Raw genomic sequence first — 25,653 nt, forward strand, 5'->3', positions numbered from 1 at the left:
AAAGAGACATGCCTGAATTACCGGAAGTCGAACATGTGAAAAGGGGTCTCTCTCCTAAAATTGAAGGACTCACAATCCAGGAAGTAACGTTTTCGGAAACTGTTATGAAAGCACATGAAGCAGGAAGAAAAGCCGTTGTAAAAGGAGAGGGGCTTGACGCTTTTAAGTTTGCTGTTGAAAAGAAAGAAATCTCAGCAATCGACCGGCGCAGTAAATACCTGCTTTTCCGTCTGGGACATGAAGATGGTGGAATGCTTATATTGTCCCACCTCGGAATGACCGGCGCATGGTTTGTGGTGGAAGAGCTTGGAGAAATTCTTGAAGACAGATTCCGTAACCACGTGCACGTCATATTTGAATTATCAAACCATCAAAAGCTTGTGTATTCAGATATCCGCAGATTCGGGGAGATGAGATTTCTTCCATCTGAAGATGCTCATCCGCCGCTTGCTGAAATCGGTCCGGAACCTTTTGATGAGGATGCTGAAATCAGGTTTCTTGCTGCATTAACACTTCCAAAGTTTGCAAGGAAACCAATCAAAGAAGCCATTATGCATCACAGTGTTGTTGCTGGCTGTGGAAACATATATGCTACTGAAGCAATATTCAGAGCGCGAGTAAGTCCAAAAAGGCGGACAGACCGGCTTAGTCTGAAGAAGAAAAAAGAGCTGTTTCAGCATATTGTGGATGTCCTGCAGGAAGGAATCGCTGCTGGCGGCAGCAGTATATCTGATTACCGGAATGTTAACGGGGAAGCGGGCGGTATGCAGGAGAGGCTTCAAATGTACGCGAAATCCGTCTGTCCTGTCTGCGAATCACCGGTTAAAAAAGCAGTCATTGGCGGCAGAACATCTCATTATTGTACAACATGTCAAAAGTAAGGGGTAACGTATGATTATCGGATTAACCGGCAGTATCGCCACAGGAAAAAGCACCGTTGCAAATGAGCTGATCAATATAGGCTACACAGTCATAGATGCAGACCAGTCCGCCCGAACAGTCGTTGAGCCGGGTGAAGAAGCTAACCTGAAAATCAGAGAAGTGTTCGGGGATGAAGTTTTCACTGAAGATGGTCATCTGAATAGACCAAAACTGGGTGAAATCATCTTTAATGATGAACAAAAACGTAAACAACTGAATGGAATTGTACATCCTGCAGTGCGGGCAGATATGCTGAAGCAAAAGGATCAGGCGTTTGCAGATGGAAAGCAGACCGTATTTCTCGATATTCCACTGCTCTTTGAAAGTGAACTGCAGTGGATGGTTGAAAAAGTGCTTGTCGTATATGCACCTGAAGCCATTCAAAAAGAACGATTAATGAAGCGGAATGATTACAGCGAACAAGAAGCAGCATCAAGAATCGCTACACAAATCCCTGTCGAAAAAAAGCGTCAGCTGGCTGATGCAGTCATCGATAACAGCGGAACCATCGAACAATCCATTAAACAGCTGCATGAGTTAATTAAGGATTGGGAATTAACACCATGAGCAGAATAAGAATCGGGAACTTTATTAAATCTGACAATTTATTAATAAAAATCTAAGTGCAGCGGAGCAGAAAGCGTCCGCCTGAAGCGCAGCGAAACGGTTAACAGGATGAGACAAACTTTTTGTCTCATCTTTTTTTATTAAAAATTGTCAATATGTATTTGCAAACGCTTTTAATATGTTATACTAATGCTAGTTAATTTGAAAATAAGTATAACATTATTAGGGGGATCCTCATGAACAAGACGAACATTGCAATCAACGGGTTTGGCCGAATCGGCCGTATGGTGTTTAGAAAAGCGGTGATGGAAGACACACTTAATATCGTAGCAATCAACGCTAGCTACCCGCCGGAAACACTGGCTCACCTGATTAAATATGACTCTACTCATGGCGCATTTGCTGCAGAAGTAATTGCGAAAGAGGATGCATTAATTGTAAATGGTAAAGAAATTAAGCTTGTAAGTGACAGAGATCCTGCAAATCTTCCGTGGGCTTCAATGAACATTGATATTGTCATCGAAGCAACAGGTAAATTTAATGCACGCGATAAAGCGGCACTTCACCTTGAAGCCGGCGCAAGAAAAGTCGTACTGACAGCACCAGGTAAACAGGAAGACGTAATGATTGTGATGGGCGTTAACGAAAAAGATCTGAATGTCCATGAGCACGATGTGATTTCTAACGCTTCTTGTACAACAAACTGTCTTGCGCCGGTTGCTAAAATTCTTGACCAGGAATTTGGTATTGAAAACGGGTTAATGACAACTGTGCACGCATATACAAATGATCAGAAAAATATCGATAATCCCCATAAAGATCTGCGCCGCGCGCGTTCCTGCGGTCAATCAATTATTCCGACATCTACCGGAGCGGCAAAAGCGCTTGGTAAAGTATTGCCTAACCTTCAGGGGAAGCTCCACGGGATGGCGCTTCGTGTACCAACGCCAAACGTCTCGCTTGTTGACCTTGTTGTTGATGTGAAGCGTGAAGTAACGGTTGAAGAAGTAAACAATGCTTTTAAACGAGCAGCTGATCATGAAATGAACGGAATAGTGTCATACACAACAGAACCGCTTGTCTCTATCGACTTCAACACAAACCCAAGCTCAGCGATCGTTGACGGGCTATCAACAATGGTGATGGGCGCTACTAAAGTAAAAGTACTTGCATGGTACGACAACGAATGGGGCTACTCTTGCCGCGTCGTAGATCTCGTGCAGCACCTTGCCAACCAGATGGAACAATCAAAAAGGGAAGTAACAGCATCTTAAGTTAAGGGCATAAAATATGAAGCGGACCAGAACAATATGTTCTGGTCCTTATATTCGTCTCACTGCGCGTAGTTTGAAGGTGAAATATCTCTAAATAAAAACAAATCATTGCAAAATCATTCAAAAAACCTTATACTGATTTTCGTGATCTTATTCCGGTTCACACAACATAACTTCTGCTTAAAGGGTTAGGACCTCATTGGACTAACTTTCCCCCGTGGCAGTAGTGTCTGATCAACCGGGTAAGTTCAAATTTTCAGTAAGGGGGAACGATCAATGGAAACAATGGGTCGTCATGTAATAGCAGAATTATGGGGCTGTGACTTTGAAAAGTTGAACAGCATGGAATTAATTGAACAAACATTCGTAGATGCTGCACTGAAATCAGGTGCTGAAGTTAGAGAAGTTGCATTTCACAAATTTGCACCGCAGGGAGTAAGTGGTGTTGTGATCATTTCAGAATCACATCTGACAATCCACAGCTTTCCTGAGCACGGTTATGCAAGTATAGATGTATACACATGTGGAGATCTTGATCCAAACGTAGCAGCGAATCACATCGCTGAATCACTTGGTGCTGAGACTCGTGAAACAATTGAAGTGCCACGCGGTATGGGACCTGTTAAGGTACCACAATCAACTGTGCACGCAGGTTAATTTGACAAAAGAGGTGCATTTTCGCATCTCTTTTTTATTTTCTGCAATATCTGATAAACTATTGATATAGACAGTTGAGGAGGAATCACGTTGGCCAAGTTAAAAGGAGTTTTTAAAAGGTTCAGTCAGGAATGTGAAACGGCAGATAAACACCCTGAAAAAGACCTTGAGACAAGGTATTATAAAGTATCATTCGACAAAGTATATGATGAAGTGAAAAAATATTTTTCAGGTGAAGGTTATACCATTTCATCTGAATCAAAAGATCACGGGGAGATTATGATTACCCGTTTAAAGAGTCCGAAAATGTTTTTGATTGCAACCGTTGTCAGTACTAGACCGATGCATACAGCACTCGATTTGAAAGCGTCTACTGACCAGATGGTTGTCGGCGGGGCTTATCCGAAATTAAAAGAAGAAATCGCAGCCTGTTATCAGGCGCTTGCAAAAGAAATGAGAGAAGCTGAAAAGTAAGAGGATCCCTTGTGATTTAAGCATTTTTTCAGTATCATATTAGGAAATAGATTCGATGTGGAGCTGGTGAAATGAAATGTCCATCCTGCCATGAAAATGCAACAAGAGTGATCGATTCAAGACAAGTTGATGATGGGAAATCGATCCGGCGCAGAAGAGAATGTGAAGATTGTCAATATCGTTTTACAACCTTTGAAAAAGTGGAAGAAATTCCGTTAATTGTTGTAAAAAGAGATGGCATACGGGAACAATTCAGCAGAGAAAAAATCCTGCGCGGTCTGATCAAAGCCTGTGAAAAACGGCCTGTACCATTTGAAAAGCTTGAACAGATTGCTTCTGACATCGAAAGAGAACTCCGGAGTCAGGGGATTTCAGAAATTCCATCAGTCGATATCGGTGAAATGGTAATGGACAGACTTTCGTCAGTGGATGAAGTTGCCTATGTCAGATTTGCCTCTGTATACCGCGAATTCAAAGACTTAAATGTGTTTATAGAGGAAATGAAAGAATTGTTGAATAAAGAAAGAAAATAAAGAGCAGTGAGCTGCTCTTTTTTTGTAGATTTGTACAGATGAAAGGTCTGAGCTTATGACGAGTTTATGGAAAGAAATACAGCCGTCAGATGAATATAAAGTTCAGCTGAATGGCCAGTTAAGTGAACATGACAGAGAGCTGTTGTCCTACTTATACCAGCCTCTTCTTGGAACAGATGCGATCAGCCTTTATCATTTATTATGGCTTGAAGTCGAACGATATCAGCTGGAGGGAGAGCCGCGCACGCACAAAACGTTAATGGATCTTATGTCAGTGCCGCTTGAACGTATTTTTCAGGCGAGAATCAGACTTGAAGGAATGGGTCTCCTGAAAACTTATCTGAAGACTGGTGACAAAAAATCATATGCGTATCAGGTTCAGCCGCCTCTCAGTGCCAAGGCGTTCTTTGAAGATCCGATGCTCAGCGTCTTTTTGTACAGACAAATTGGTGCAAGTCAGTTCCAGAGACTGAAAAAAAGGTTTACGGTTTCATATGATGATCTGCAGTCATATGAGGAAGTGACCCGCTCATTTCAGGATGTTTTTTACTCAGAGGCGAATATTTCTCCTCATATGCCGGAAAAAGTTGAGGGTGGACAGTCACTCACTTTCAGGGGTGAAAGCAGCGGGGTGGCTGCTGATTTTCAGGCCTTTGATTTCCATGCGCTCTATGCTGGATTATCAGAAGCAATGGTGCCCAGAAAAACACTGACTTATGATGTGAAGCAGCTGATTGTCAAACTTTCACTGTTATATGGATTATCGGAGCAGGAAATGAAAAGTCCAATTCTCTCTTCAGTAACAGAGGAGGATAAAATTGATACTGAGGCTCTGAGGAAAGCATGCCGTGATTCTTTCCAGCTTAAAACGAATTCAGCGTTACCTGCCTTAAAGCATTTTGCTGAACAGACGAAGGCCGCTCAAAAGCTGCCTGAATCAGAAGATCAGACACTTCAGTATCTGAAAAAGAGCTCGCCTGTACAGGTATTGATTGATGCTTCAAAAGGTGTCAAACCTTCAAATGCAGAGCTTCAGCTCATCGACCATCTGATCCATGAAAAAAAACTGCCTGATGAAGTCATCAATGTATTAATTCAATTTGTTCTTCTGCGTACAAACATGAAGCTGACAAAAGGCTTTACAGAGCAAATCGCTTCACAGTGGGTTAGAATCGGCATCAAGACAGCTGAAGAAGCGATGGCTGAAGCGAAGAAAGAACATAAGAATTATCTGACCTGGAAAAAATCAGGTGGAAGTAAACCCACAAGAAAAGAGAAAACAATCCGTAAAGAAAAGCTTCCTGACTGGTTCACTGCTTCAGATGACACAGAAGAAGCAGAGGATCCTGAATTTCTTAAGGAGCGGGAACGCTATTTAAAAGAACGTGAATTGAAAAAGCGCAAGGCAGGTGAAGAATAATGGACCCGATCAATCGGACGATCAGACGGATCTCAGGCTCAAACGAATTTCAGCGCAGATATGAAAAGATGAAAAAAGAAATTGCTGCAGATCCTGAAATACAACAATTTTTGCAAACCCACGCCCAGCACCTGGCACCGAATGCCGCTGATCAGGGTATGATCAAATTATACGAATTCATGACCAGATCCAGAAAATGTGCAGACTGCCCAAGCCTTGGTGCATGTAAAAATACAATGAAGGGCTATGAACCGAAACTGATCATTCAAAACGGTTATATTGATATGCAGTATGCCCCGTGCCCAAGGCAGATCGCATTTCAGGAACAGCGCAACACAGAAAAGCTTATACAGAGTATGTATGTACCTAAAGATGTCTTGAATGCAACTTTTGATCAGGTAGATGTTGATACCCCTACAAGAATGAAGGCTCTGAAGACAGCTGAAGATATTGTGGGTCAGCTCGTTGCTGATCCTGAGCATTATAAAGGACTTTACTTATATGGAAAATTTGGTGTTGGGAAAAGCTACCTTCTGGGAGCAATCGCTAATGAACTGAAAAAGCAGAATAAAGCAAGTTTTATTCTGTATTTTCCTGAATTTTTAAAAGAAATGAAGCAATCACTTGGAGATCAGTCTTTCGCGGGGAAAGTAGATGCAGTAAAAAAAGCATCGATTCTTATGCTTGATGACATTGGTGCAGAATCACTTTCAAGCTGGGCCCGAGATGAAGTGCTCGGAACCATCCTGCAATACAGAATGGCAGAAGGACTCCCGACATTTTTCAGCTCAAACTTCGACTACAACGAACTCGAACATCACCTGACCTATTCACAGCGCGGCGAAGAAGAACCAATCAAAGCCGCCAGAATCATGGAAAGAATCAAGTTCCTATCAATTCCCGTTGAAATGAAAGGGAAGAACAAGCGTAATGCTTAATTGAACTTTGAGTTTTTTGTTTTTAAATTACTAAAATCATCTAGTGTCTTAAGCACAGCGCGACTCGTAGTGGAAGGCGGCGACTCCGGGACGATAAGTGGGAAGCTGAGACCCCGCAAGGCGAAGCCTGAGGAGGCTCAGCAACCGCCGTCCGGAAAGCGTCCGCCTGAAACGAAGAGTCAGCGCCATTGTTTCAAATTTTAACTTGCTTTTAATCCCAACCTATTCTAAAATGACTCTTATCAAAACAATTTATAACAAAAGGCACTGACAGGGACACGAATCATTTACAGCTGATTACAAGAGAGAGAGGACCAGGCTGAAATCCTCTTATGATGCGAAATGCATTTACCACCCTTGAGCCGTACGAGTGAACATTGCAGTAATTTGTACCGGATGCAGCCCGTTAGCTGAACCAGAGATTCTGGACGTCTGTTCAGAAAGAAGGGTGGAACCGCGGGTTAATATAACTCCGTCCCTTTACCAGGGATGGGGTTTTTTATATGCAAAAATTTAATTGAAGGAGTGTTACACATGGAAGAACAAATTAAAGTGACTTTTCCTGATGGAAACAGCAAGGAGTATCCTAAAGGGATTACAGTTGAAAAGATTGCTTCATCAATTTCTTCAGGACTGAAAAAGAAAGCTGTTGCCGGAAAAGTAAACGGTCAGCTGCTTGATTTGAGAACGCCGCTTGAGCAGGATGCAGAAGTTGCGATCATGACACCTGATGATGAAGAATCACTTGAGATTATGCGTCACAGTGCAGCCCACCTGATGGCACAGGCAGTAAAGCGTCTGTATCCTGATGCGAAATTTGGTGTTGGGCCTGTGATTGAAGGCGGATTCTACTATGATATTGATACTGAATCTTCAATCTCAACTGAAGACCTTCCGCGTATTGAAAAAGAAATGAAGAAAATTACTAGTGACAATATTAACGTTGAGCGTGAAGTCGTCAGCCGTAATGAAGCAGTCAGCCGTTTTACGGAGATTAATGACCCGTATAAGCTTGAGCTGATTGAAGCGATCCCTGCAGAGGAAGATGTAACAATCTATAAGCAGGGTGAATTCTTTGACCTTTGCCGCGGCATTCACGTTCCATCAACAAAGCATATTAAGGAATTCAAGCTGTTAAGCGTTGCCGGTGCTTACTGGAGAGGCGACAGCGATAACAAGATGCTTCAGCGTATTTACGGAACAGCATTCTTCAAAAAAGAAGATCTGGACCATCACCTGGAAATGCTTGAAGAAGCAAAGCAGCGTGATCACCGTAAAATTGGTAAAGAGCTTGATCTTTTCACAAGCTCACAGCTGGTCGGCCAGGGGCTTCCAATCTGGCTGCCAAAAGGCGCAACAATCCGCCGTACAATTGAACGTTATATTGTAGATAAAGAAATTTCTCTTGGCTATGATCACGTCTACACGCCTGCACTCGGCAGCGCAGACCTTTATAAAACAAGCGGTCACTGGGATCACTATGAAGAAGGTATGTTCCCGCCAATGGAAATGGATAATGAAACACTTGTCCTTCGTCCGATGAACTGCCCTCACCATATGATGGTATACAAGCAGGATATTCACAGTTACCGTGAACTGCCGATCAGAATTGCAGAGCTTGGTCTGATGCACCGTTATGAAATGTCAGGTGCACTTTCAGGACTGCAGCGTGTTCGTGCGATGACGCTGAATGATGCACACATTTTCGCGCGTCCAGATCAGATTAAAGAAGAATTCCAGCGCGTTGTACGTCTGATTGAAGAAGTCTATAAAGATTTCGGCTTACACGAATATAAATTCCGTCTTTCTTACCGTGATCCTGAAGATACTGAAAAGTACTTCGATGACAATGAAATGTGGGAAAAAGCGCAGGCTATGCTGAAAGAAGCAATGGATGATATGGGCCATGACTACTTTGAAGCAGAAGGCGAAGCTGCATTCTACGGACCGAAGCTTGATGTTCAGGTGAAAACTGCAATCGGAAAAGAAGAAACGCTTTCTACTGTTCAATTGGACTTCCTTCTTCCGGAGCGCTTCGATCTGAACTATATTGGTGAAGATGGCAAGCAGCACCGTCCAGTCGTTATTCACCGGGGTGTTGTATCAACAATGGAACGTTTTGTCGCCTTCCTGATTGAAGAGCATAAAGGTGCACTTCCTGCATGGCTGGCGCCGGTTCAGGTACAGGTCATTCCTGTATCTCCATCGATCCATCTTGATTACGCGAAAAAAGTGCAGGATGAGCTTCAGCTTGCAGGTGCGCGTGTAGAAGTTGATACACGTGATGAAAAGATGGGGTATAAGATCCGTGAAGCACAAATGAAGAAAATCCCTTATATGCTTGTAGTAGGGGATAAAGAAATGGAAAATAACGAAGTCAATATCCGTAAGTATGGTGAACAAGATACTGATACTGCGTCATTACCGGACTTTGCCAAACAATTAAAACAGGAAATTACGCGATAAATAAAAAATCTGCCGGAGAGAAAACTCCCGGCAGATTTTTTTATTCTCCACGTTTGTATTCTTTTTCAGTACCGTCACTATATTTAATCTCAATTTCAATCGACTGGAATTCTTCCTCTACTTCAAATCCTTCGATCACACTGTCTATGACTTCATCATCTGAAGTGTCAATCGTGAAATCAAATTCGCTCAATACAGGCTGTATTTCCTGATATGCATCATCGCCTGACATGGTCATCATATCACGTTCATTTTCATAGACAGCTTCTACTTCGCTATTTTCACTATCATAGGAGATCTCAAAATCGTTATCATTACCCTCATACTCCGCATCCATTTCAAAGCTTAAAAAAGGAATGCCTGTATCATCAGGACCGGCCCCCTGATCAGTATCAGGCTGTTCCTCACTCTGATCACTTGTTTCTTCAGGGGTGGGGTCTTCTACTGTCTCGCTTTCTTCACTGCATGCTGTGAGTAGTAAACTTAAACCGGCAGCTGATATTATATAACGTGCTTTCATAGTTGAACGCCTCCGTATCAGTTATTTCGAATTAGTTTAGGTTTAACCTTTTCAAATGAATTCAAACGTGGTTATATGAAAAAGTAGTGAATTTATCAGGAATTTGTCGAAAAGGTGTTGCTTCATGTTCGTTAATCTGATATCATCAATTTTGTTGATTACGAACTTGGATTGACATTCAACTCAGAAGTTGCTACAATAGCAAGAGTGAATCGAATATGGATTTGTGTACAAGAAGAAGCACCCGCTTCTCACCTTCCCGGCCCTTAAGCTGGATGGTCACACGCATGTGCCCTTTTAGAAGGAATTATGTGTATGGTAGCGGGAGACTTGCGAAGTTTCCGGCTTTTTTTATTGCCGAAAACGGAGTCACAATGGTATTCAAAATCAATCCGGAGGTGGATTACTATTAGCAAGGACAACACACAGATTAATGAAAGCATCCGTTCACGCGAGGTGCGTCTGATTGATCAAAACGGTGAACAGCTGGGTGTTAAATCAAAGAATGAAGCGCTTGATATCGCAGCGCGCGTCAACCTTGACCTCGTTCTGGTTGCACCAAATGCTAAGCCGCCTGTTGCAAGAATTATGGACTATGGTAAGTACAAATTCGAACAGCAGAAAAAAGAAAAAGAAGCACGTAAAAATCAAAAAGTGATCAATTTAAAAGAGGTTCGTCTGAGCCCTGGAATTGAAGAACATGATTTCAATACAAAGCTTCGTAATGCACGGAAGTTCCTTGAAAAAGGCGACAAAGTAAAAGCTTCAATCCGTTTCCGCGGACGTGCTATTACACACAAAGAAATCGGCCAGAGAGTGCTTGAGCGTTTTGCTGAAGAATGCAAAGACATTTCAACAGTAGAAACAAAGCCTAAGATGGACGGCCGTAGCATGTTCCTCATGCTTGCACCAACGAACGAAAAGTAATGATTTAAGGAGGATACTACTCATGCCAAAAATGAAAACTCACCGTGGATCAGCTAAGCGTTTCAAGAAGACAGGTAAAGGAAAGCTTAAGCGTTCACGTGCATTCACTAGTCACCTTTTCGCTAACAAGTCAACAAAAGCTAAGCGTAAACTGCGTAAAGGCTCTCTTGTGTCTTCAGGCGATTACAAACGTATCAAAGATATGATCTAATTTAAAAATAACGAACATGATTTATTAGGAGGTAATTTACTATGCCACGTGTTAAAGGTGGAATCGTTTCTCGTAAACGTAGAAAAAGAGTTCTTAAACTCGCTAAAGGATATTTTGGTTCAAAACACACGCTATACAAAGTAGCAAATCAGCAGGTAATGAAGTCAGGAAACTATGCTTTCCGTGACCGTCGTCAGAAAAAGCGTGACTTCCGTAAGCTATGGATTACACGTATCAACGCAGCTGCTCGTACAAACGGTCTTTCTTACAGCCGTCTAATGCACGGACTTAAGCTTGCGGGTATCGAAGTAAACCGTAAGATGCTTGCTGATCTTGCAGTTGCAGATGAAAAAGCATTCGCACAGCTTGCAGACGCTGCTAAAGCTGAACTTAACAAGTAATATCACTCAGGCTGTCCTTTATGGGCAGTCTTTTTATTTAGTTAGTCTTAATGGAACCACGATTTGTCTCCGGTCAGGGCTTCGCTTTCCGCGGCCGGTCCGGCAATCCTCCTTGGCTCCGCCTGCGGGGTCTCGTCAGGCCCTTCCTGCCGCAGGAGTCTTCGCCCTGCCCTCCGACAAATCGTTCATTATGTAATAATAAGAATGATGAATGATGTTGAAAAAGAGGTGTGTCTGTGGAAACGGTGTTTTTAATCTATTACTTCATTCTGTCGTTGGTTGGTTTTATATCGATGAAAGTGGATAAGAAGCGGGCTAGAAATGATGAGTACAGAATTTCCGAAAAAACGCTTTGGATGATTGCAATGATGGGCGGTGCGCTTGGATCGTGGGCTGGTATGAATGTGTTCAGGCATAAAACGAAGCACATGACGTTCAGGGTTGTTATGCCGATTATTGTGATCCTGCATAGTGCATTAATTATTTGGGCAATACGTTAAAAAGAAACCTGATAAAAGCTGAATGACAGCTATTATCAGGTTTCTTTGCTGAGTAATTCTCTGATTGGACTTTTCCAGTCAATTTTGGCATGTGGGTAGTTGCTTTTAATTTCAGTTTCCATGAAACGAAAATCCTCTACTTTGAACCCCTGAAGGTTTGATGGATTATCCGGCCAGACAAAAATATTGACGACATCAAATGATCTGTCAGCTTCACCAAGATACTTTTCTCCCTGAAACATGACGCCTTTATACGTAATAAAAAAGTTTTTTCTCGGATTGCGCGCATCATCATGGAAATAGTATTCTTCCTTTTCATGCGCCAGTTCAAGCTTTCTTTTTGGATCAAATAAATATTTTATCCCTTTATATAATAAGTAAATAATTAATAAAGTAATCGCAACACGCAGTAAAATTAAAATCATGCGGGACCCCCTGTCATCTAGATACTACACATACGGTTTGAGATTGCTGAAAGTTTCAGTTTAGAACGTATTTTTTGATACACTGTTTGAGAAGGAGTGAAAAAGATGAATTGGAACGAACTTTATCAGATGCAAAGTGAATTGGATCTCTTTATTGAAAAAGAACATGGACTGGCTGAAAAAGATCTATTACAAGATAAATTGCTGGCGCTATCCGTAGAAGCGGGGGAGCTGGCAAATGAGACAAGGTGCTTCAAGTTCTGGAGTCTGAAGGGACCATCTGAAAAAAGCGTTATTTTAGAAGAGTATGTGGATGGTATTCACTTTTTATTATCAATCGGTCTTGAAACGGATCTCAGATACAGTGGTCATAACGTGTCAAAAACTGACGCTTCACTGACTGATTTATTCCTGCGCTTCAATCGCAACATTAGTGAATTTGGCCATGTCCGTACGAAAGAGCACTATGACCAAATGTGGCATACATATTTATCTATAGGAGAAAAGCTTAACTTTACAGCGGAGGACACCATAAGAGCTTATCAGGAAAAGAATGAAGTGAATGTAGAACGTCAAAAGAATAAATACTAATTTTGTGAATACTCAGTCGAAGTGGTATAATATTGCATGGTAATATGTTAGGGAGGCGAAGAAATGACAAAGTATGATGAGCAGCTGACAATGCTGAAAGATTTAACGGACGCAAAAGGGATTCCAGGTAATGAACGTGAACCAAGAGAGGTCATGAAAAAATACATATCACCGTTTGCAGATGAAATAACAACAGACGGTATCGGCAGTCTAATCGCAAAAAAATCAGGTGAAGCCGGAGGACCGCGTGTGATGGTCGCAGGTCACCTTGATGAAGTCGGTTTTATGATTACACAAATCGATGACAAAGGTTTTCTGAAATTCCAGACAGTCGGTGGCTGGTGGTCACAGGTTATGCTTGCGCAGCGCGTGACAATCGTAACGAAAAAAGGAGATATTACAGGTGTAATCGGCTCAAAGCCGCCGCACATTCTGCCTCCGGAAGCGCGTAAAAAGCCGGTTGATATTAAAGATATGTTCATTGATATCGGTGCTTCTTCTAAAGAAGAAGCGATGGAGTGGGGCGTAACACCGGGTGATATGGCTGTACCTTATTTTGAATTCACAGTGATGAACAATGACAAAATGCTTTTAGCAAAAGCATGGGATAACAGAATCGGCTGTGCAATTGCGATTGACGTGTTGAGACAGTTGAAAGGACAGCAGCACCCGAATGAAGTATTCGGCGTTGGAACTGTTCAGGAAGAAGTAGGCTTGCGGGGTGCACGCACGGCGGCAGCGGCTGTTAATCCGGATATCGGAATCGCAGTTGACGTAGGTATTGCGGGTGACACACCGGGAATCTCGGCGAAAGAAGCAAGCTCTAAAATGGGTGAAGGCCCACAAATCATCCTTTATGATGCATCAATGGTTGGTCATAAAGGGCTGAGAGACTTCATCACAAATATTGCAGATGAACATGGCATCCCATATCAGTTCGATGCGATTGCCGGCGGTGGAACAGATGCAGGCTCAATTCACTTGTCTGCAACGGGTGCACCTTCAATTGCGATCACAGTCGCATCACGATATATCCACTCACATGCAGCGATGATTCATAAAGACGATTATGAAAATGCAGTGAAGCTGATTGTGGAAGTCGTGAAGAAGTTAGACCGTGATGCAGTGAAGTCAATTACATTTGACTAATCACTCAGGCTGAGACAAATTGTCTCAGCCTTTTAAAGTGGTTACATGGTTTGGGCGGCTCACTGGGGTCGGAGTTGACCGTTTCACTTTTGGCATCATTCTAAAAACGAATCCCTCAACTCCGACCCCAGTGTGATAGTCAGGTGATATAATAATAAAAAACAGTAAGGAGTCACCACATGCTACTTGTTGAATACGCACTTTTATTTTTGGCAGCCGCGACACCGTGGCTCGAAATCGCACTAGTTGTGCCGCTTGGGATCCTCAGAGGACTGTCACCATTCTGGGTAATGGTCACTGGTTTTGCTGGAAATCTGCTCACTGTATTTTTACTGATTGTCTTATTTCAAAAAGTGAAGGAATATCTGACAAAAAGAAATGAAAAAAAGCAGGGCAAAGAAGGAAAGCGGCAAACGAGAGCCCGTAATATCTGGAATAAATACGGTCTTCCCGGGCTTTCACTACTCGGCCCTATTTTAATTGGTACGCATATTGCAGCGTTTATTGCGATGTCACTCGGTGCAGATAAAACAAGGGTGCTCATCTGGCAAATTGTCAGCATTGCGTTATGGACCCTTGCGTTCGGTTACGCAGCGATATTTGGCATCGATTTTCTGATTAACACTTAATGCTTTAGACCGCTCTCAAGCTTTTCTAGCATCTGCTGCTGGTCCTGTTCACTGCTCTCTTTCCAGATGATTTCAAATAAAACGCCGAGTCCTGGCAGCAGCTGTTCCTCTTCACGCTGAATAGAATCTACAATCGTATCCTGTAATTGATCAGTATTGTTATCTTTCACATTGTGCATGACTGTCTGTCTGATATTTAAATTCATACTGTTACCTCCATTCTTTAATAGCATTATTTTCTCCGCATTCACTATGTCTATACATGAAATTCAGCTATAATAGTGAAATCGATAAAAGAGGAGTGCATACATGTGATTCAATCACTGCAGAATACAAAGGTTAAAGAGTGGAAAAAGCTGACGACGAAAAAAGGCAGGGATAAAAGCGGGCTGTTTCTTGCAGAAGGATGGCACCTGACTGAGGAAGCGATCAAAGCGGGGGCAGCCATTGAAGTCATTGTAAAGGAAGGAATAGAGCTGCCTGATTATATGGCATCAGTTGAAGTCCATTTTGTTACAGAAGAGATTTCATCAGCACTTGCTGAGACAGAACATACGCAGGGTGTATTTGCAGTCTGCAGACAGCCGGAAGCTGATTTTGAGAAGCTGAATGCCTCGAAAATCCTGATGCTTGATGCCATTCAGGATCCGGGTAACATCGGCACGATGATCAGAACGGCTGACGCAGTCGGAATTGACGCCGTCGTTCTCGGTAAAGGAACGGCTGACCCTTATAATGCAAAAATTTTACGTTCAGCGCAGGGCAGTCATTTCCACCTGCCGATTCTGAAACAAGATCTGTTTTCTGTTGCGGATCACTGTAAGAAGAACGGGATTCCCGTTTACGGAACGTCACTGCAGGGTGCGGTCACTTACAGGGAAGCTTCTGCGGGGGATAAGTTTGCGCTGATTATGGGGAATGAAGGTGCAGGCGTGAATGATGAACTGTTAAATCTTACGGATCAGAACCTGTATATCCCGATCTACGGGAAAAGTGAATCTCTCAATGTTGCCATTGCAGCAGGGATTTTGCTCTATCATCTAGAAGGTGAATGATTGTCTTTAAATTTATTTTAAAGTAGTATATACTTGTTGAGGAATGAAATGAAAAACGTTGACGGAGAAGAGTAATCTGGTCAATCTGTTCAAAAGGGAAGGCGGATCCTGGACTGAAAATCTGCCTGCAGAGACTATTGATGAAGTTCACCTCCAGAGTTGTCACCGGGACCGCTTGAATGCGTAAAGGTGTACCGGCTAAACGCCGTTATCAGTCTTATGAGCGGATCTGTCCCAACAGACGGATCAATCAGGGTGGTACCACGGAATTTAAGCACTTCGTCCCTTTTACCAGGGGTGAAGTGCTTTTTTGTATTGAAATAAAGGAGGAACGCATAAATGGAACAACGTTTACAGGAATTGAAGCAGGAAGCACTGGAAAAAGTACAGCATGCAAGTGACTTGAAAGAATTAAATGATGTCAGAGTTGCTTATCTCGGTAAAAAAGGACCGATTACAGAAGTGCTTAAAGGCATGGGGAAATTATCTGCTGAGGAACGTCCGAAAATGGGTGCACTGGCAAATGAAGTGCGTGACAGTATTACAAATGCGATTGAAGAAAAGCAGGAAGGTCTTGAGAAAGAAGCAGTTGAAAAGCAGCTGGCCGAAGAGTCAATTGACGTAACGCTTCCCGGACGTCCTGTGCCAGCTGGTCATGCGCATCCGCTGACAACTGTCATTGAGGAAATTGAAGATTTGTTTATCTCAATGGGTTATACAGTTGAAGAAGGACCTGAAGTTGAGAAGGATTACTATAACTTTGAGGCACTTAATCTGCCAAAGGGTCATCCGGCAAGGGATATGCAGGATTCTTTCTATATTACTGAAGACGTTTTACTTAGAACACATACATCACCTGTGCAGGCGAGAACGATGGAGCGCCACGCAGGTAAAGGACCTGTTAAAATTATCTGCCCTGGTAAAGTGTATCGCCGTGATAACGATGACGCAACGCACTCTCATCAGTTCATGCAGATCGAAGGACTCGTTGTGGATGAAAACATCCGTATGAGTGACCTGAAAGGGACGTTGAATGTATTCGCTAAGAAAATGTTCGGTGAAGACCGTGAAATCAGACTGCGCCCAAGCTTCTTCCCGTTTACAGAGCCTTCAGTTGAGATGGATATCTCATGTAAGATCTGTGGTGGAGAAGGCTGTAGCGTATGCAAAGGTACTGGCTGGATTGAGATTCTTGGTGCCGGTATGGTCCACCCGAATGTACTCAAAATGGCCGGATTTGACCCTGAGAAATATACAGGATTCGCATTTGGAATGGGACCTGAGCGAATTGCAATGCTGAAATACGGTATTGATGATATCCGTCATTTCTACACAAATGATGACCGTTTCTTAAAACAATTCGCCCGTAAAGAAATTCGCTAAGGAGGATGAACCATGTTTGTATCTTATAAATGGCTTGAAGATTATATTGATTTATCCGGTGTAACGCCAGATGAACTTGCTGAAAAAATTACGCGTTCAGGAATTGAAGTAGAAGGTGTGGAGATTCCTGCAGACGGTATTAAAAATGTCGTGATTGGACATGTTGTGTCCTGTGAAAAGCACCCTGAAGCTGACAAACTGAATATTTGCCAGGTGGACGTAGGGGAAGAAGAAAATGTTCAAATTATCTGCGGTGCACCAAATGTCGGTGAAGGCCAGAAAGTTGCTGTAGCAAAGGTTGGCGCAGTACTGCCTGGTAACTTTAAAATTAAAAAAGCCAAGCTGCGCGGTGAAGCATCTCACGGAATGATCTGCTCACTGCAGGAGCTCGGCGTTGAAGCGAAGCTTGTTGAGAAAAAGTATGCTGAAGGAATCTTCAATTTCCCTCAAAATGCAGAAGTTGGCGCAGATGCACTTGAAGCATTAATGCTTGATGATGCAGTGCTGGAACTTGGACTGACACCTAACCGTGCAGATGCAATGAGTATGATTGGCGTCGCTTATGAAACTGGTGCGATTTTAGACCGTCCTGTAAAGCTCCCTGATCTCAGCTATGACACAGTGGAAGAGAAGGCAATAGATGCAATTAAAGTGCGTGTTGAAGCAGTCGATGAAAATCCGATCTACCTTGCTAAAGTGGTGAAAAATGTAAAAGTCGGGGAATCTCCGCAGTGGATGAAAAACCGTCTCGTTGCAGCAGGTATTAGACCACACAACAACGTAGTGGACATCACAAACTACATTCTGATTGAATACGGTCAGCCGCTTCATGCATTTGACCTGGATCAGATCGGCACAGGTGAAATCGTTGTCCGTCTTGCAAAGCAGGGTGAAAAAATCAAAACGCTTGATGAGGCTGAAAGAAGCTTAAGCGAAAACCATCTTGTGATTACAAATGGTGAAGTACCAATGGCGATTGCCGGCGTCATGGGTGGATTTGATAGTGAAGTAACAGATCAGACAGTCAACGTTGTCATTGAATCAGCTTATTTCGCTCCATCATCTGTCCGTCAGACGTCAAAAGAAATCGGTCTTCGCAGTGAAGCAAGCTCACGTTTTGAAAAAGGTGTAGACCCGAAGCGTGCAGTCCTTGCAGCAGAGCGCGCAGTACAATTGTTATCACTATACGCTGATGGAAAAGTCCTTTCAGGTACGTCTTCAGCTGACAATTTGGATATTCAGGAAAAGGAAATCTCAATTACACTTAAAAAAATTAACCGTGTAACAGGTACTGAATTGACTGAAGAAGCAGTACTGGATATTTTCCGCAGACTGCAGATCGAAGCATCAGCAAATGATGGCTTAATCACAGTTTCTGCACCGACGCGCCGTGGAGATCTTGAAATTGAAGAAGATCTGATTGAGGAAGTTGCCCGTCTATATGGCTATGACAACATTCCGATGACGCTTCCTGTTCACGAAACAAACCCTGGGGGCTTATCACCACGTCAGCAAAAGCGCCGTCTGATCCGTCAGACAATGGAAGGTGCAGGTCTTGTGCAGGCTGTGACGTACTCACTAACGAATCAGCAGAAAGTCACTGAATTTGCGCTGGACGTGAAAACACCTGTTGAACTGATGATGCCGATGAGTGAGGAAAGAAGCCAGCTCAGACAGAGTATCATTCCTCAGCTGCTTGAAAGTGTTGCTTATAACAGCGCAAGACAGAAAGAATCATCTGCATTTTATGAAACAGGTTCTGTTTTCCTTGCTGAAGGCGCTGAGCTTCCTAATGAAGAAGAGCATCTTGCAGGCGCAATGACGGGTCTATGGCAGCTGCACCCATGGCAGGGTGAAAAGAAGCAGGTTGATTTTTATGTAGCAAAAGGAATTCTGGATGCACTATGGGAAAAGCTTGGCATCAGTGAAGAGATCAGCTATCAGGCTGCGAAAATGGACCATATGCACCCGGGCAGAACAGCAGCAGTCTACTATAAAAATCAGCAGGTTGGAATTGTTGGTCAGGTTCATCCTGTAAAAGCAAAAGAGCTTGATCTGAAAGAAACATACGTGTTTGAAATTAAGCTTGAAGCGATTTACGGCGATGAAACTGCACCGCTTAAATACAGTGCCATTCCAAGATATCCATCGATTTCAAGAGACATTGCACTTGTAACTGACAGATCAGTAGATGCAGGAAAACTTGAGTCTATTATTAAAGAAGCTGGTGGGAAACTGCTGAAAAACGTACAGTTATTTGATCTTTACCAGGGAGATAAGATGGAGGAAGGCAAGAAATCTCTGGCATTCTCACTGACCTATATGGATCCTGAGCGTACGCTTACTGACGAAGAAGTTGTAAAAGCACATAATCAGGTGCTTGATGCAGTGAAAGAAAAAACCGGCGCAGAACTGCGTTCATAACGAATACAAAAAAGCTGAGACATTTTATTTGTCTCAGCTTTTTTTATGAAGGTATTATACATAATTTAGGCGACGTGGCAGGGTTTACTGTTCCACTTTTGGAATGATTCTAAAAATGAACCGCTTAACTCCGACCCCGCTGTGCCGCTCCCTACACAAGCTTCTTCGCTTTCTCCGTATTCGCAAAATGTTTTTTAGTGAAATGATCCAGGCTGCTTTCTCCATGTGAACGGATTAGCCTTGCTGCTGCCTGATCAACTTTTGCACCGGCCCCTTTTGGCAGTGTGAAACCTGCTTCCTCACTAAGTTTGTCCATTGCTTTGATAAAAGCATATCTTGCAATAATAGAGGCAGCTGCGACAGCGAGGTGGATGCCTTCTGCTTTTGTGCTGAAATAGACATTTTCTCTGTATATCGCTTTTTCGCAGCTTACATGACGATAATAGACTTTTTCTTCAGCAAATTGGTCAATCAGCACACATTCAGGTGTAACAGGTGCTATTTTCTCCCGTAAATGGAGAATTGCCTGGTTATGTAGAACCGCTTTAATTTTCCCTTGTGTCCATCCCTGCTGCTGTTTTTTATTATACTTCTCGTTTGGTAAGGTTAGCAGACTGTATGGAATGGTGTGTAAGAGATCTTTCGCTATTTTCACGATTGTTTCATCTGTCAGGTGTTTTGAATCTTTTACACCCAGCTCTTTTAAAAGCTGCAGCTGATCTTTTGATACATAAGCCGCAACGACTGTGATAGGACCGAAATAATCTCCTGTGCCAACCTCGTCTGTGCCGATAATTGACCTCTGTGAAATGTTTTGAGGAAGGCTGTTATGAGAAGTGAAACCCTTTTTCATGGTTGTCTGTTCAGCAATTCCCCACTTCGCAGCTTCCTGTTCCCCGGATTGTCCCTGAAATAGCACCTTGCCGGATTTATAGGCTGTGATTGAATAGGAGGGACCTTTTGCAGCAAATACGGCCCCTGGAGGAGGAGTTGGTTTCAGGAAGCATTCATAGTGCGTTTTCATTTCATTTATTTTTGAGATTGGTAAAGTTAACACTGCATTCGCCATTTTTTTCTCCTTTTATAGACAAGATTTGCTTAGACAGCGTACCATATTCATGTGAGATGTAAATAAAATCAACTTTTCTTTTCATCTCTAAATTCTACGTGTTATGATAGTGATTAGGATTCTTGAGAATGGGGGCAGCTGCGTTGTCGAACAATCGTAAAAACCGCACAAGTGTTGACATCTATGGACAATCTTACTCCATCGTAGGCAGTGAGTCCACGTCTCATATCAGACTTGTTGCCTCAATGGTAGATGATAAAATGAGAGAGATCAGTTCGGTTAACCCCGCGCTTGATACTTCAAAGCTGGCCGTACTGACAGCTGTTAATGCAGTACATGATTACCTGAAGTTAAAAGAAGAAATGGAAGAACTAGAGAAAGAATTAAAAAAATTAAGGGATTGAATGCTAGATGCTGGATTTGATGTTGTTTATTCTGCTTGTGGCCGGCTTCCTGATCGGACTACGCCGGGGGTTTATTTTACAGCTGATTCATATGATCGGTTTTATTATTTCGTTTTTCCTTGCCTACCGGTATTATGAGCAATTAGCACCAAAACTATTATTATGGGTGCCGTACCCTGCTTTTGATACTGATTCACAGCTCTACTTAATCGCAGAATCCGTGAACTTTGAAGAGGCCTATTACCGGATTATTGCTTTTGCAATTATATTCTTTGCTGCAAAAATTGTGATGCAGCTGATTGGCTCAATGTTTGATTCTGTTGCCCAGTTTCCAATGCTGCGCCCGCTGAATATTATCGGTGGAGGCGTGATGGGCTTTATAGAAATGTATATCGTATTATTTGTTCTGATTTATATCGCTGCAATGATTCCGATGGCATTAATACAAAATACGCTTGCAGATTCATGGATTGCAGCATTTATTCTTGAACATACACCCGTGTTTTCAGAACAAGTGAAAGACTGGTGGCTTGAGACGCGATCGTCATCATCTTAAACATGCAGAAAGCCCGGAATTCCCCATTGTGGATTCCGGGCTTTTTAACGAAAGGAAGCGGTCAGGTTGAATAAAAAGGACATTATTAAATTATTAGAGAAAATCGCGATTTATATGGAATTAAAAGGAGAGAATCCATTTAAAATCAGCGCCTTCAGAAAAGCAGCGCAGGCACTTGAGACAGACCAGCGAAGCTTATCGCAAATTGATGATTTTACTGTATTGAAGGGTGTCGGAAAAGGCACCGCAGCTGTTATGACAGAATACGCCCAAACCGGGGAATCTGAAGTGCTTGAATCATTAAAAAAGGAAGTACCTGAAGGCCTGATCCCACTGCTGAAGCTGCCGGGACTTGGCGGAAAGAAAATTGCCAGATTATATCAGGAGCTTGGCGTTGAGTCACTTGCAGATTTAGTAAAAGCGTGTGAAGAAGGACAAGTGCAGGTGCTATCAGGCTTTGGGGCAAAAACGGAAGAAAAAATTCTCGCTGCAGCACAAAATGCAGGCAGCAGACCGGAACGCCTGCCAATTGCAACTGTCTTACCAATTGCAGAAGAAATTGATCTTCTGCTTAGCGGGATCAGTGAAATCAAGCGTTATTCCAGAGCAGGTAGTCTAAGGAGAACGGCCGAAACAGTGAAGGACCTTGATTTTATCGCTTCAACTGATCAGCCTGAAAAAGTAAGAGAACAGATTCTGCAGGTAGAAGGGCTAAAAGAAGTCATCTCAAATGGTGATACAAAAGTGTCGATTGTACTCGAACGCGGCGTTGATATCTCAATTGATATCAGGCTGATTGAAGACCGGGCATTTCCATCAACGCTTCACCATTTTACAGGATCTAAAGATCATAATGTTAAGCTCAGACAGATCGCAAAAGAGCGCGGTGAGAAAATCAGCGAGTATGGCGTTGAGAATAATGAAACAGGTGAAGTCAAAACGTTTGAGACAGAAGAAGCGTTTTTCAACTATTTCGACCTTCAGTACCTCTCACCTGAACTGCGTGAAAATGGCAGGGAAGTGGAGCGTCACGCGGAAGCTGCCGGACTTATCACGCTTGAAGATATCAAAGGTGATCTTCATATGCACACCACCTGGAGTGACGGTGCTTATTCTTTAGAGGAAATGATTGAAGCCTGTATCAAAAAAGGATACGATTACATGGCGATTACAGATCACTCCGCATATTTAAAAGTGGCGAATGGTCTGTCTGCTGACCGCTTAAGAAAACAAATGGAAGAGATCCGTAAATTGAATCAAAAATATACTGAAATTGAAGTGCTTGCGGGTATTGAGATGGATATTCTGCCTGACGGGACACTGGATTATGAAGATGATCTGCTGGCTGAACTTGATATTGTCATTGCATCCATTCATTCGTCGTTTTCGCAATCGCAGGATAAAATTATGGCCAGACTGGAAACAGCACTTAAAAATCCGCACGTGGATTTCATTGCCCACCCGACTGGCAGAATTGTAGGAGAACGAAAAGGCTATGAGCCGGATGTAGACATGCTGATCAAAAGAGCTGCTGAAACAAATACGGGGCTTGAATTAAATGCAAACCCATACAGGTTTGATTTAAACCACGAACACGCAGCTAAAGCACAGGAAATGGGAGTACCTATATTTATTAATACAGACGCGCACGATCGGACACACTTGGAATTTATGGAACTTGGTGTGAAGGTTGGCCGTAAAGGATGGCTGAAAAAAGAAACAGTGATGAATGCACGTTCTTTTAAAGAACTGACTAAATTCCTGAAACGCCACGATTAAGGAGAGAAAGCTGTTGAGAAAATCAATTAAAACGCTTGAATTTGATAAAATCAAAAACTTGGTGATGGAGCATGCAGCTTCTTCACTTGGTTCAATGAGAATTGAAAAAATGGAGCCTTCATTTTCGTTAGATGAAGTGCAGAGACTCCAGGATGAAACTGATGAAGCGGCTTCTATCTTAAGACTAAAAGGTGGGATGCCGCTCGGCGGAATATTTGATATCAGACCGCACATCAAACGCTCACAGATAGGCGGTATGCTGAGTGCGGCTGAATTGATTCAGGTCGCGAGTACAATCAGAGCAGGGAAAAATATCCGGAATTTTGTAGAAGATCTTCATGAGGAACGGGAAATCTCTATTCCAATTATCACGGAGAAAAAAGAAATGCTGGCTGTTTTAACACCGCTTGAGCATCAGATTTTTGATTCGATTGATGAAAGCGGAGAAGTGCTCGACTCAGCCAGCATGGAGCTGCGCGCGATACGTCAGAGAATCAGAACGAGTGAAAGCAGAGTAAGAGAGAAACTTGAAAGTGCAATTCGTTCTAAAAATGCAGCGACAATGCTGTCAGATGCAGTCATTACCATCCGGAATGACCGTTACGTGATTCCTGTTAAGCAGGAATATAGAAGTCATTATGGCGGAATTGTTCATGACCAGTCCTCTTCCGGTCAGACACTCTTTATAGAACCGGCTTCGATTGTACAGTTTAACAACCAGTTGAGAGAGCAGCGTCTGAAGGAGCAGGAGGAAATTGAAAAAATCCTGATTGCACTTTCTCTGGAGGTGCAGTATGAAGCAGAAAACCTGCTGTTAACAGTCGATATTCTTGCTGACCTGGATTTCATGTTTTCTAAAGCTAAATATGGACGAACAATTAAAGCGACAAAACCGGAAGTAAATGACCAGGGAATCATTAAGCTTAATAAGGCAAGACACCCTCTGCTTTCAATGGAAGAGGCAGTCGCTAACGATATTTATCTCGGTGATGAGTTTTCAACGATTGTCATCACAGGTCCGAACACCGGCGGTAAAACTGTTACATTAAAAACAATTGGTTTATGTACATTAATGGCGCAGGCTGGTCTGCCAATACCTGTGCTTGATGGATCAAAAATCGCCGTATTCCAATCAGTTCATGCTGATATCGGCGATGAGCAGTCAATTGAACAAAGTTTAAGTACATTCTCTTCTCATATGGTGAATATTGTTGAGATCTTAAAGCAGGCTGACAGTGAAAGTCTGATTCTGTTTGATGAGCTTGGAGCAGGGACTGACCCTCAGGAAGGTGCAGCACTTGCGATTTCGATTCTTGATGAAGTGCATGGTCTGGGAGCAAGAGTTGTCGCAACCACGCATTATCCTGAATTGAAAGCCTATGGCTATAACCGTGATGGTGTCATTAATGCGAGCGTGGAATTTGATGTTGAAACACTCAGCCCCACTTACAGACTGCTGATCGGGGTACCTGGACGCAGTAACGCATTTGATATTTCTAAGCGCCTTGGATTAAGTGATCATGTGATTGAACACGCGAAATCATTTGTAGGTACAGACAGCAAAGCAGTTGAAGCGATGATTGCTTCTCTCGAGACAAGCCGCAGAAGTGCGGAGACAGATTATGAAGAAGCGCATGAGCTGCTGAAAGACGCTGAAAAAATCCACCGTGATTTACAAAAGCAAATGGCAGACTACTATGCAAAAAAAGATGATATGATCGAAAAAGCGAAATCAAAAGCACAGGAGATCGTTGAGAAATCCAAAGCTGAAGCAGAAGAAGTTATGTCAGAACTTAGACAGCTCAGATTTGAGAAGCAGGCTGATGTGAAAGAACACGAGCTGATTGATGCCAGAAAACGTCTTGATGATGCAGCACCAAAATCATCTGCCAAAAAGAAGCAGCCTAAAGCAAAATCTGAACGCAAGCTTCAGCCGGGAGATGAAGTCAATGTACTCAGCTTCGGTCAGAAAGGTACATTGATAAAGAAGACTGATGATAAAGAATGGGCTGTGCAGATGGGAATCCTGAAGATGAAAGTCAATGAAACAGACCTTGAATTTATTAAGGGTGAGAAAAAACCGGACCCGAAACCGCTGGCAACAGTGAAGGGAAAGGACTTCCACGTCAGTCTTGAGCTTGATCTCCGTGGAGAACGTTTTGAGAATGCATTGATGAGAGTGGATAAATATATTGATGATGCACTGCTCGCAGGCTATCCGAGAGTGTCAATTATTCACGGAAAAGGGACCGGTGCACTCCGGTCAGGCGTACAGGAGAAATTAAAAAACCACCGTTCAGTTAAAAAGGTCCGCCTTGGTGAAGACGGTGAAGGAGGCAGCGGTGTGACCGTTGTAGAGTTCGAATAATGGGACAGAAGG

The 25,653-nt window shown here is 42.8% G+C and carries 27 protein-coding genes and 2 other annotated features; of the genes, 23 read left to right on the forward strand and 4 right to left on the reverse strand.

Annotated features, from left to right (window positions below; translation table 11 throughout):
- Positions 1-8 precede the first annotated feature (8 nt).
- From mutM to thrS, 9 genes are all read left to right on the forward strand, one after another.
- Positions 9-881 (forward strand): bifunctional DNA-formamidopyrimidine glycosylase/DNA-(apurinic or apyrimidinic site) lyase, encoded by an 873-nt coding sequence (gene mutM, locus ACH6CZ_RS00645; protein WP_374095516.1) that lies wholly within the window; start codon positions 9-11, stop codon positions 879-881.
- 10 nt (positions 882-891) lie between these two features.
- Positions 892-1,488 carry a dephospho-CoA kinase gene (gene coaE, locus ACH6CZ_RS00650; protein WP_374095517.1) on the forward strand — a complete coding sequence of 199 codons (597 nt, stop codon included), beginning with the start codon at positions 892-894 and terminating at the stop codon, positions 1,486-1,488.
- 236 nt (positions 1,489-1,724) lie between these two features.
- The gene (locus ACH6CZ_RS00655) at positions 1,725-2,762 is read left to right on the forward strand and encodes a glyceraldehyde-3-phosphate dehydrogenase (RefSeq protein ID WP_374095518.1); all 1,038 of its coding nucleotides are present in this window, start codon (positions 1,725-1,727) and stop codon (positions 2,760-2,762) included.
- Between the two features lie 276 nt (positions 2,763-3,038).
- A complete protein-coding gene (speD, locus tag ACH6CZ_RS00660; protein ID WP_039810295.1) occupies positions 3,039-3,419 on the forward strand; it encodes an adenosylmethionine decarboxylase in 381 nt (126 codons plus the stop codon).
- Between the two features lie 90 nt (positions 3,420-3,509).
- The gene (locus ACH6CZ_RS00665; protein WP_374095519.1) at positions 3,510-3,893 is read left to right on the forward strand and encodes a hypothetical protein; all 384 of its coding nucleotides are present in this window, start codon (positions 3,510-3,512) and stop codon (positions 3,891-3,893) included.
- Positions 3,894-3,964: 71 nt separating this feature from the next.
- Positions 3,965-4,426 (forward strand): transcriptional regulator NrdR, encoded by a 462-nt coding sequence (nrdR, locus tag ACH6CZ_RS00670; protein WP_374095520.1) that lies wholly within the window; start codon positions 3,965-3,967, stop codon positions 4,424-4,426.
- A gap of 55 nt (positions 4,427-4,481) precedes the next feature.
- On the forward strand, positions 4,482-5,846 hold the full coding sequence (locus tag ACH6CZ_RS00675) for a replication initiation and membrane attachment family protein (protein WP_374095521.1): 1,365 nt from the start codon (positions 4,482-4,484) through the stop codon (positions 5,844-5,846).
- The gene (dnaI, locus tag ACH6CZ_RS00680; RefSeq protein ID WP_374095522.1) at positions 5,846-6,784 is read left to right on the forward strand and encodes a primosomal protein DnaI; all 939 of its coding nucleotides are present in this window, start codon (positions 5,846-5,848) and stop codon (positions 6,782-6,784) included. The genes ACH6CZ_RS00675 and dnaI overlap by 1 nt, the downstream gene beginning before the upstream one ends.
- Before the next feature lie 258 nt (positions 6,785-7,042).
- Positions 7,043-7,267: a binding site (T-box leader), on the forward strand.
- 51 nt (positions 7,268-7,318) lie between these two features.
- Entirely contained in the window at positions 7,319-9,250 is a 1,932-nt protein-coding gene (thrS, locus tag ACH6CZ_RS00685) for a threonine--tRNA ligase (RefSeq protein WP_374095523.1), read from the forward strand.
- Between the two features lie 40 nt (positions 9,251-9,290).
- On the opposite strand, the gene ACH6CZ_RS00690 is transcribed toward thrS, so the two are convergent.
- Positions 9,291-9,770, reverse strand: coding sequence for a YusW family protein (locus ACH6CZ_RS00690; protein ID WP_374095524.1), 480 nt, complete (start codon positions 9,768-9,770; stop codon positions 9,291-9,293).
- Positions 9,771-9,996: 226 nt separating this feature from the next.
- Positions 9,997-10,130 (forward strand) — a sequence feature (ribosomal protein L20 leader region).
- 30 nt (positions 10,131-10,160) lie between these two features.
- Between ACH6CZ_RS00690 and infC the strand changes: the two genes are divergently transcribed.
- The 4 genes from infC (at position 10,161) to ACH6CZ_RS00710 (ending at position 11,809) form a co-directional block, all read left to right on the forward strand.
- Positions 10,161-10,697 (forward strand): translation initiation factor IF-3, encoded by a 537-nt coding sequence (gene infC, locus ACH6CZ_RS00695; RefSeq protein ID WP_374096485.1) that lies wholly within the window; start codon positions 10,161-10,163, stop codon positions 10,695-10,697.
- Between the two features lie 22 nt (positions 10,698-10,719).
- Positions 10,720-10,908, forward strand: coding sequence for a 50S ribosomal protein L35 (rpmI, locus tag ACH6CZ_RS00700; protein ID WP_039810275.1), 189 nt, complete (start codon positions 10,720-10,722; stop codon positions 10,906-10,908).
- A 41-nt stretch (positions 10,909-10,949) separates the two neighbouring features.
- A complete protein-coding gene (gene rplT / locus ACH6CZ_RS00705; protein WP_039810272.1) occupies positions 10,950-11,309 on the forward strand; it encodes a 50S ribosomal protein L20 in 360 nt (119 codons plus the stop codon).
- Positions 11,310-11,545: 236 nt separating this feature from the next.
- A complete protein-coding gene (locus ACH6CZ_RS00710) occupies positions 11,546-11,809 on the forward strand; it encodes a DUF1294 domain-containing protein (protein WP_374095525.1) in 264 nt (87 codons plus the stop codon).
- Positions 11,810-11,844: 35 nt separating this feature from the next.
- Here the strand turns inward: ACH6CZ_RS00710 and ACH6CZ_RS00715 are convergent, their stop codons facing one another.
- Positions 11,845-12,234 (reverse strand): sigma-w pathway protein ysdB, encoded by a 390-nt coding sequence (locus ACH6CZ_RS00715; protein WP_374095526.1) that lies wholly within the window; start codon positions 12,232-12,234, stop codon positions 11,845-11,847.
- A 105-nt stretch (positions 12,235-12,339) separates the two neighbouring features.
- Between ACH6CZ_RS00715 and ACH6CZ_RS00720 the strand changes: the two genes are divergently transcribed.
- The 3 genes from ACH6CZ_RS00720 (at position 12,340) to ACH6CZ_RS00730 (ending at position 14,603) form a co-directional block, all read left to right on the forward strand.
- Positions 12,340-12,825 (forward strand): dUTP diphosphatase, encoded by a 486-nt coding sequence (locus tag ACH6CZ_RS00720; RefSeq protein ID WP_374095527.1) that lies wholly within the window; start codon positions 12,340-12,342, stop codon positions 12,823-12,825.
- Positions 12,826-12,888: 63 nt separating this feature from the next.
- The gene (locus ACH6CZ_RS00725; RefSeq protein ID WP_374095528.1) at positions 12,889-13,974 is read left to right on the forward strand and encodes a M42 family metallopeptidase; all 1,086 of its coding nucleotides are present in this window, start codon (positions 12,889-12,891) and stop codon (positions 13,972-13,974) included.
- 179 nt (positions 13,975-14,153) lie between these two features.
- Positions 14,154-14,603: a small multi-drug export protein gene (locus ACH6CZ_RS00730; protein ID WP_374095529.1), complete on the forward strand. Its 450-nt coding sequence runs from the start codon at positions 14,154-14,156 to the stop codon at positions 14,601-14,603.
- Here the strand turns inward: ACH6CZ_RS00730 and sspI are convergent.
- Positions 14,600-14,809 (reverse strand): small acid-soluble spore protein SspI, encoded by a 210-nt coding sequence (gene sspI / locus ACH6CZ_RS00735; RefSeq protein WP_374095530.1) that lies wholly within the window; start codon positions 14,807-14,809, stop codon positions 14,600-14,602. The genes ACH6CZ_RS00730 and sspI overlap by 4 nt on opposite strands.
- A gap of 105 nt (positions 14,810-14,914) precedes the next feature.
- Here sspI and ACH6CZ_RS00740 point away from each other — a divergent pair, with 105 nt between their 5' ends.
- From ACH6CZ_RS00740 to pheT, 3 genes are all read left to right on the forward strand, one after another.
- On the forward strand, positions 14,915-15,658 hold the full coding sequence (locus tag ACH6CZ_RS00740; protein WP_374095531.1) for a TrmH family RNA methyltransferase: 744 nt from the start codon (positions 14,915-14,917) through the stop codon (positions 15,656-15,658).
- Between the two features lie 339 nt (positions 15,659-15,997).
- Complete coding sequence (gene pheS, locus ACH6CZ_RS00745; protein ID WP_374095532.1) at positions 15,998-17,041, forward strand: phenylalanine--tRNA ligase subunit alpha; 1,044 nt, start codon at positions 15,998-16,000, stop codon at positions 17,039-17,041.
- Positions 17,042-17,053: 12 nt separating this feature from the next.
- Positions 17,054-19,465 carry a phenylalanine--tRNA ligase subunit beta gene (gene pheT / locus ACH6CZ_RS00750; RefSeq protein ID WP_374095533.1) on the forward strand — a complete coding sequence of 804 codons (2,412 nt, stop codon included), beginning with the start codon at positions 17,054-17,056 and terminating at the stop codon, positions 19,463-19,465.
- Positions 19,466-19,616: 151 nt separating this feature from the next.
- On the opposite strand, the gene rnhC is transcribed toward pheT, so the two are convergent.
- Positions 19,617-20,534, reverse strand: coding sequence for a ribonuclease HIII (rnhC, locus tag ACH6CZ_RS00755; RefSeq protein WP_374095534.1), 918 nt, complete (start codon positions 20,532-20,534; stop codon positions 19,617-19,619).
- A 128-nt stretch (positions 20,535-20,662) separates the two neighbouring features.
- On the opposite strand from rnhC, the gene zapA reads away from it, so the two are divergent.
- From zapA to ACH6CZ_RS00775, 4 genes are all read left to right on the forward strand, one after another.
- The gene (gene zapA / locus ACH6CZ_RS00760; protein ID WP_173425088.1) at positions 20,663-20,938 is read left to right on the forward strand and encodes a cell division protein ZapA; all 276 of its coding nucleotides are present in this window, start codon (positions 20,663-20,665) and stop codon (positions 20,936-20,938) included.
- A gap of 7 nt (positions 20,939-20,945) precedes the next feature.
- Positions 20,946-21,494, forward strand: a complete 549-nt coding sequence (locus ACH6CZ_RS00765) for a CvpA family protein (RefSeq protein WP_374095535.1) — start codon at positions 20,946-20,948, stop codon at positions 21,492-21,494.
- A gap of 66 nt (positions 21,495-21,560) precedes the next feature.
- Positions 21,561-23,273, forward strand: coding sequence for a DNA polymerase/3'-5' exonuclease PolX (gene polX, locus ACH6CZ_RS00770; protein ID WP_374095536.1), 1,713 nt, complete (start codon positions 21,561-21,563; stop codon positions 23,271-23,273).
- Between the two features lie 10 nt (positions 23,274-23,283).
- The gene (locus ACH6CZ_RS00775; RefSeq protein ID WP_374096486.1) at positions 23,284-25,641 is read left to right on the forward strand and encodes an endonuclease MutS2; all 2,358 of its coding nucleotides are present in this window, start codon (positions 23,284-23,286) and stop codon (positions 25,639-25,641) included.
- The last annotated feature ends 12 nt before the right edge of the window (positions 25,642-25,653 follow it).

Origin of the sequence: Jeotgalibacillus sp. JSM ZJ347 (assembly GCF_044383825.1) — a bacterium.
Taxonomy (GTDB): Bacteria; Bacillota; Bacilli; order Bacillales; family Jeotgalibacillaceae; genus Jeotgalibacillus.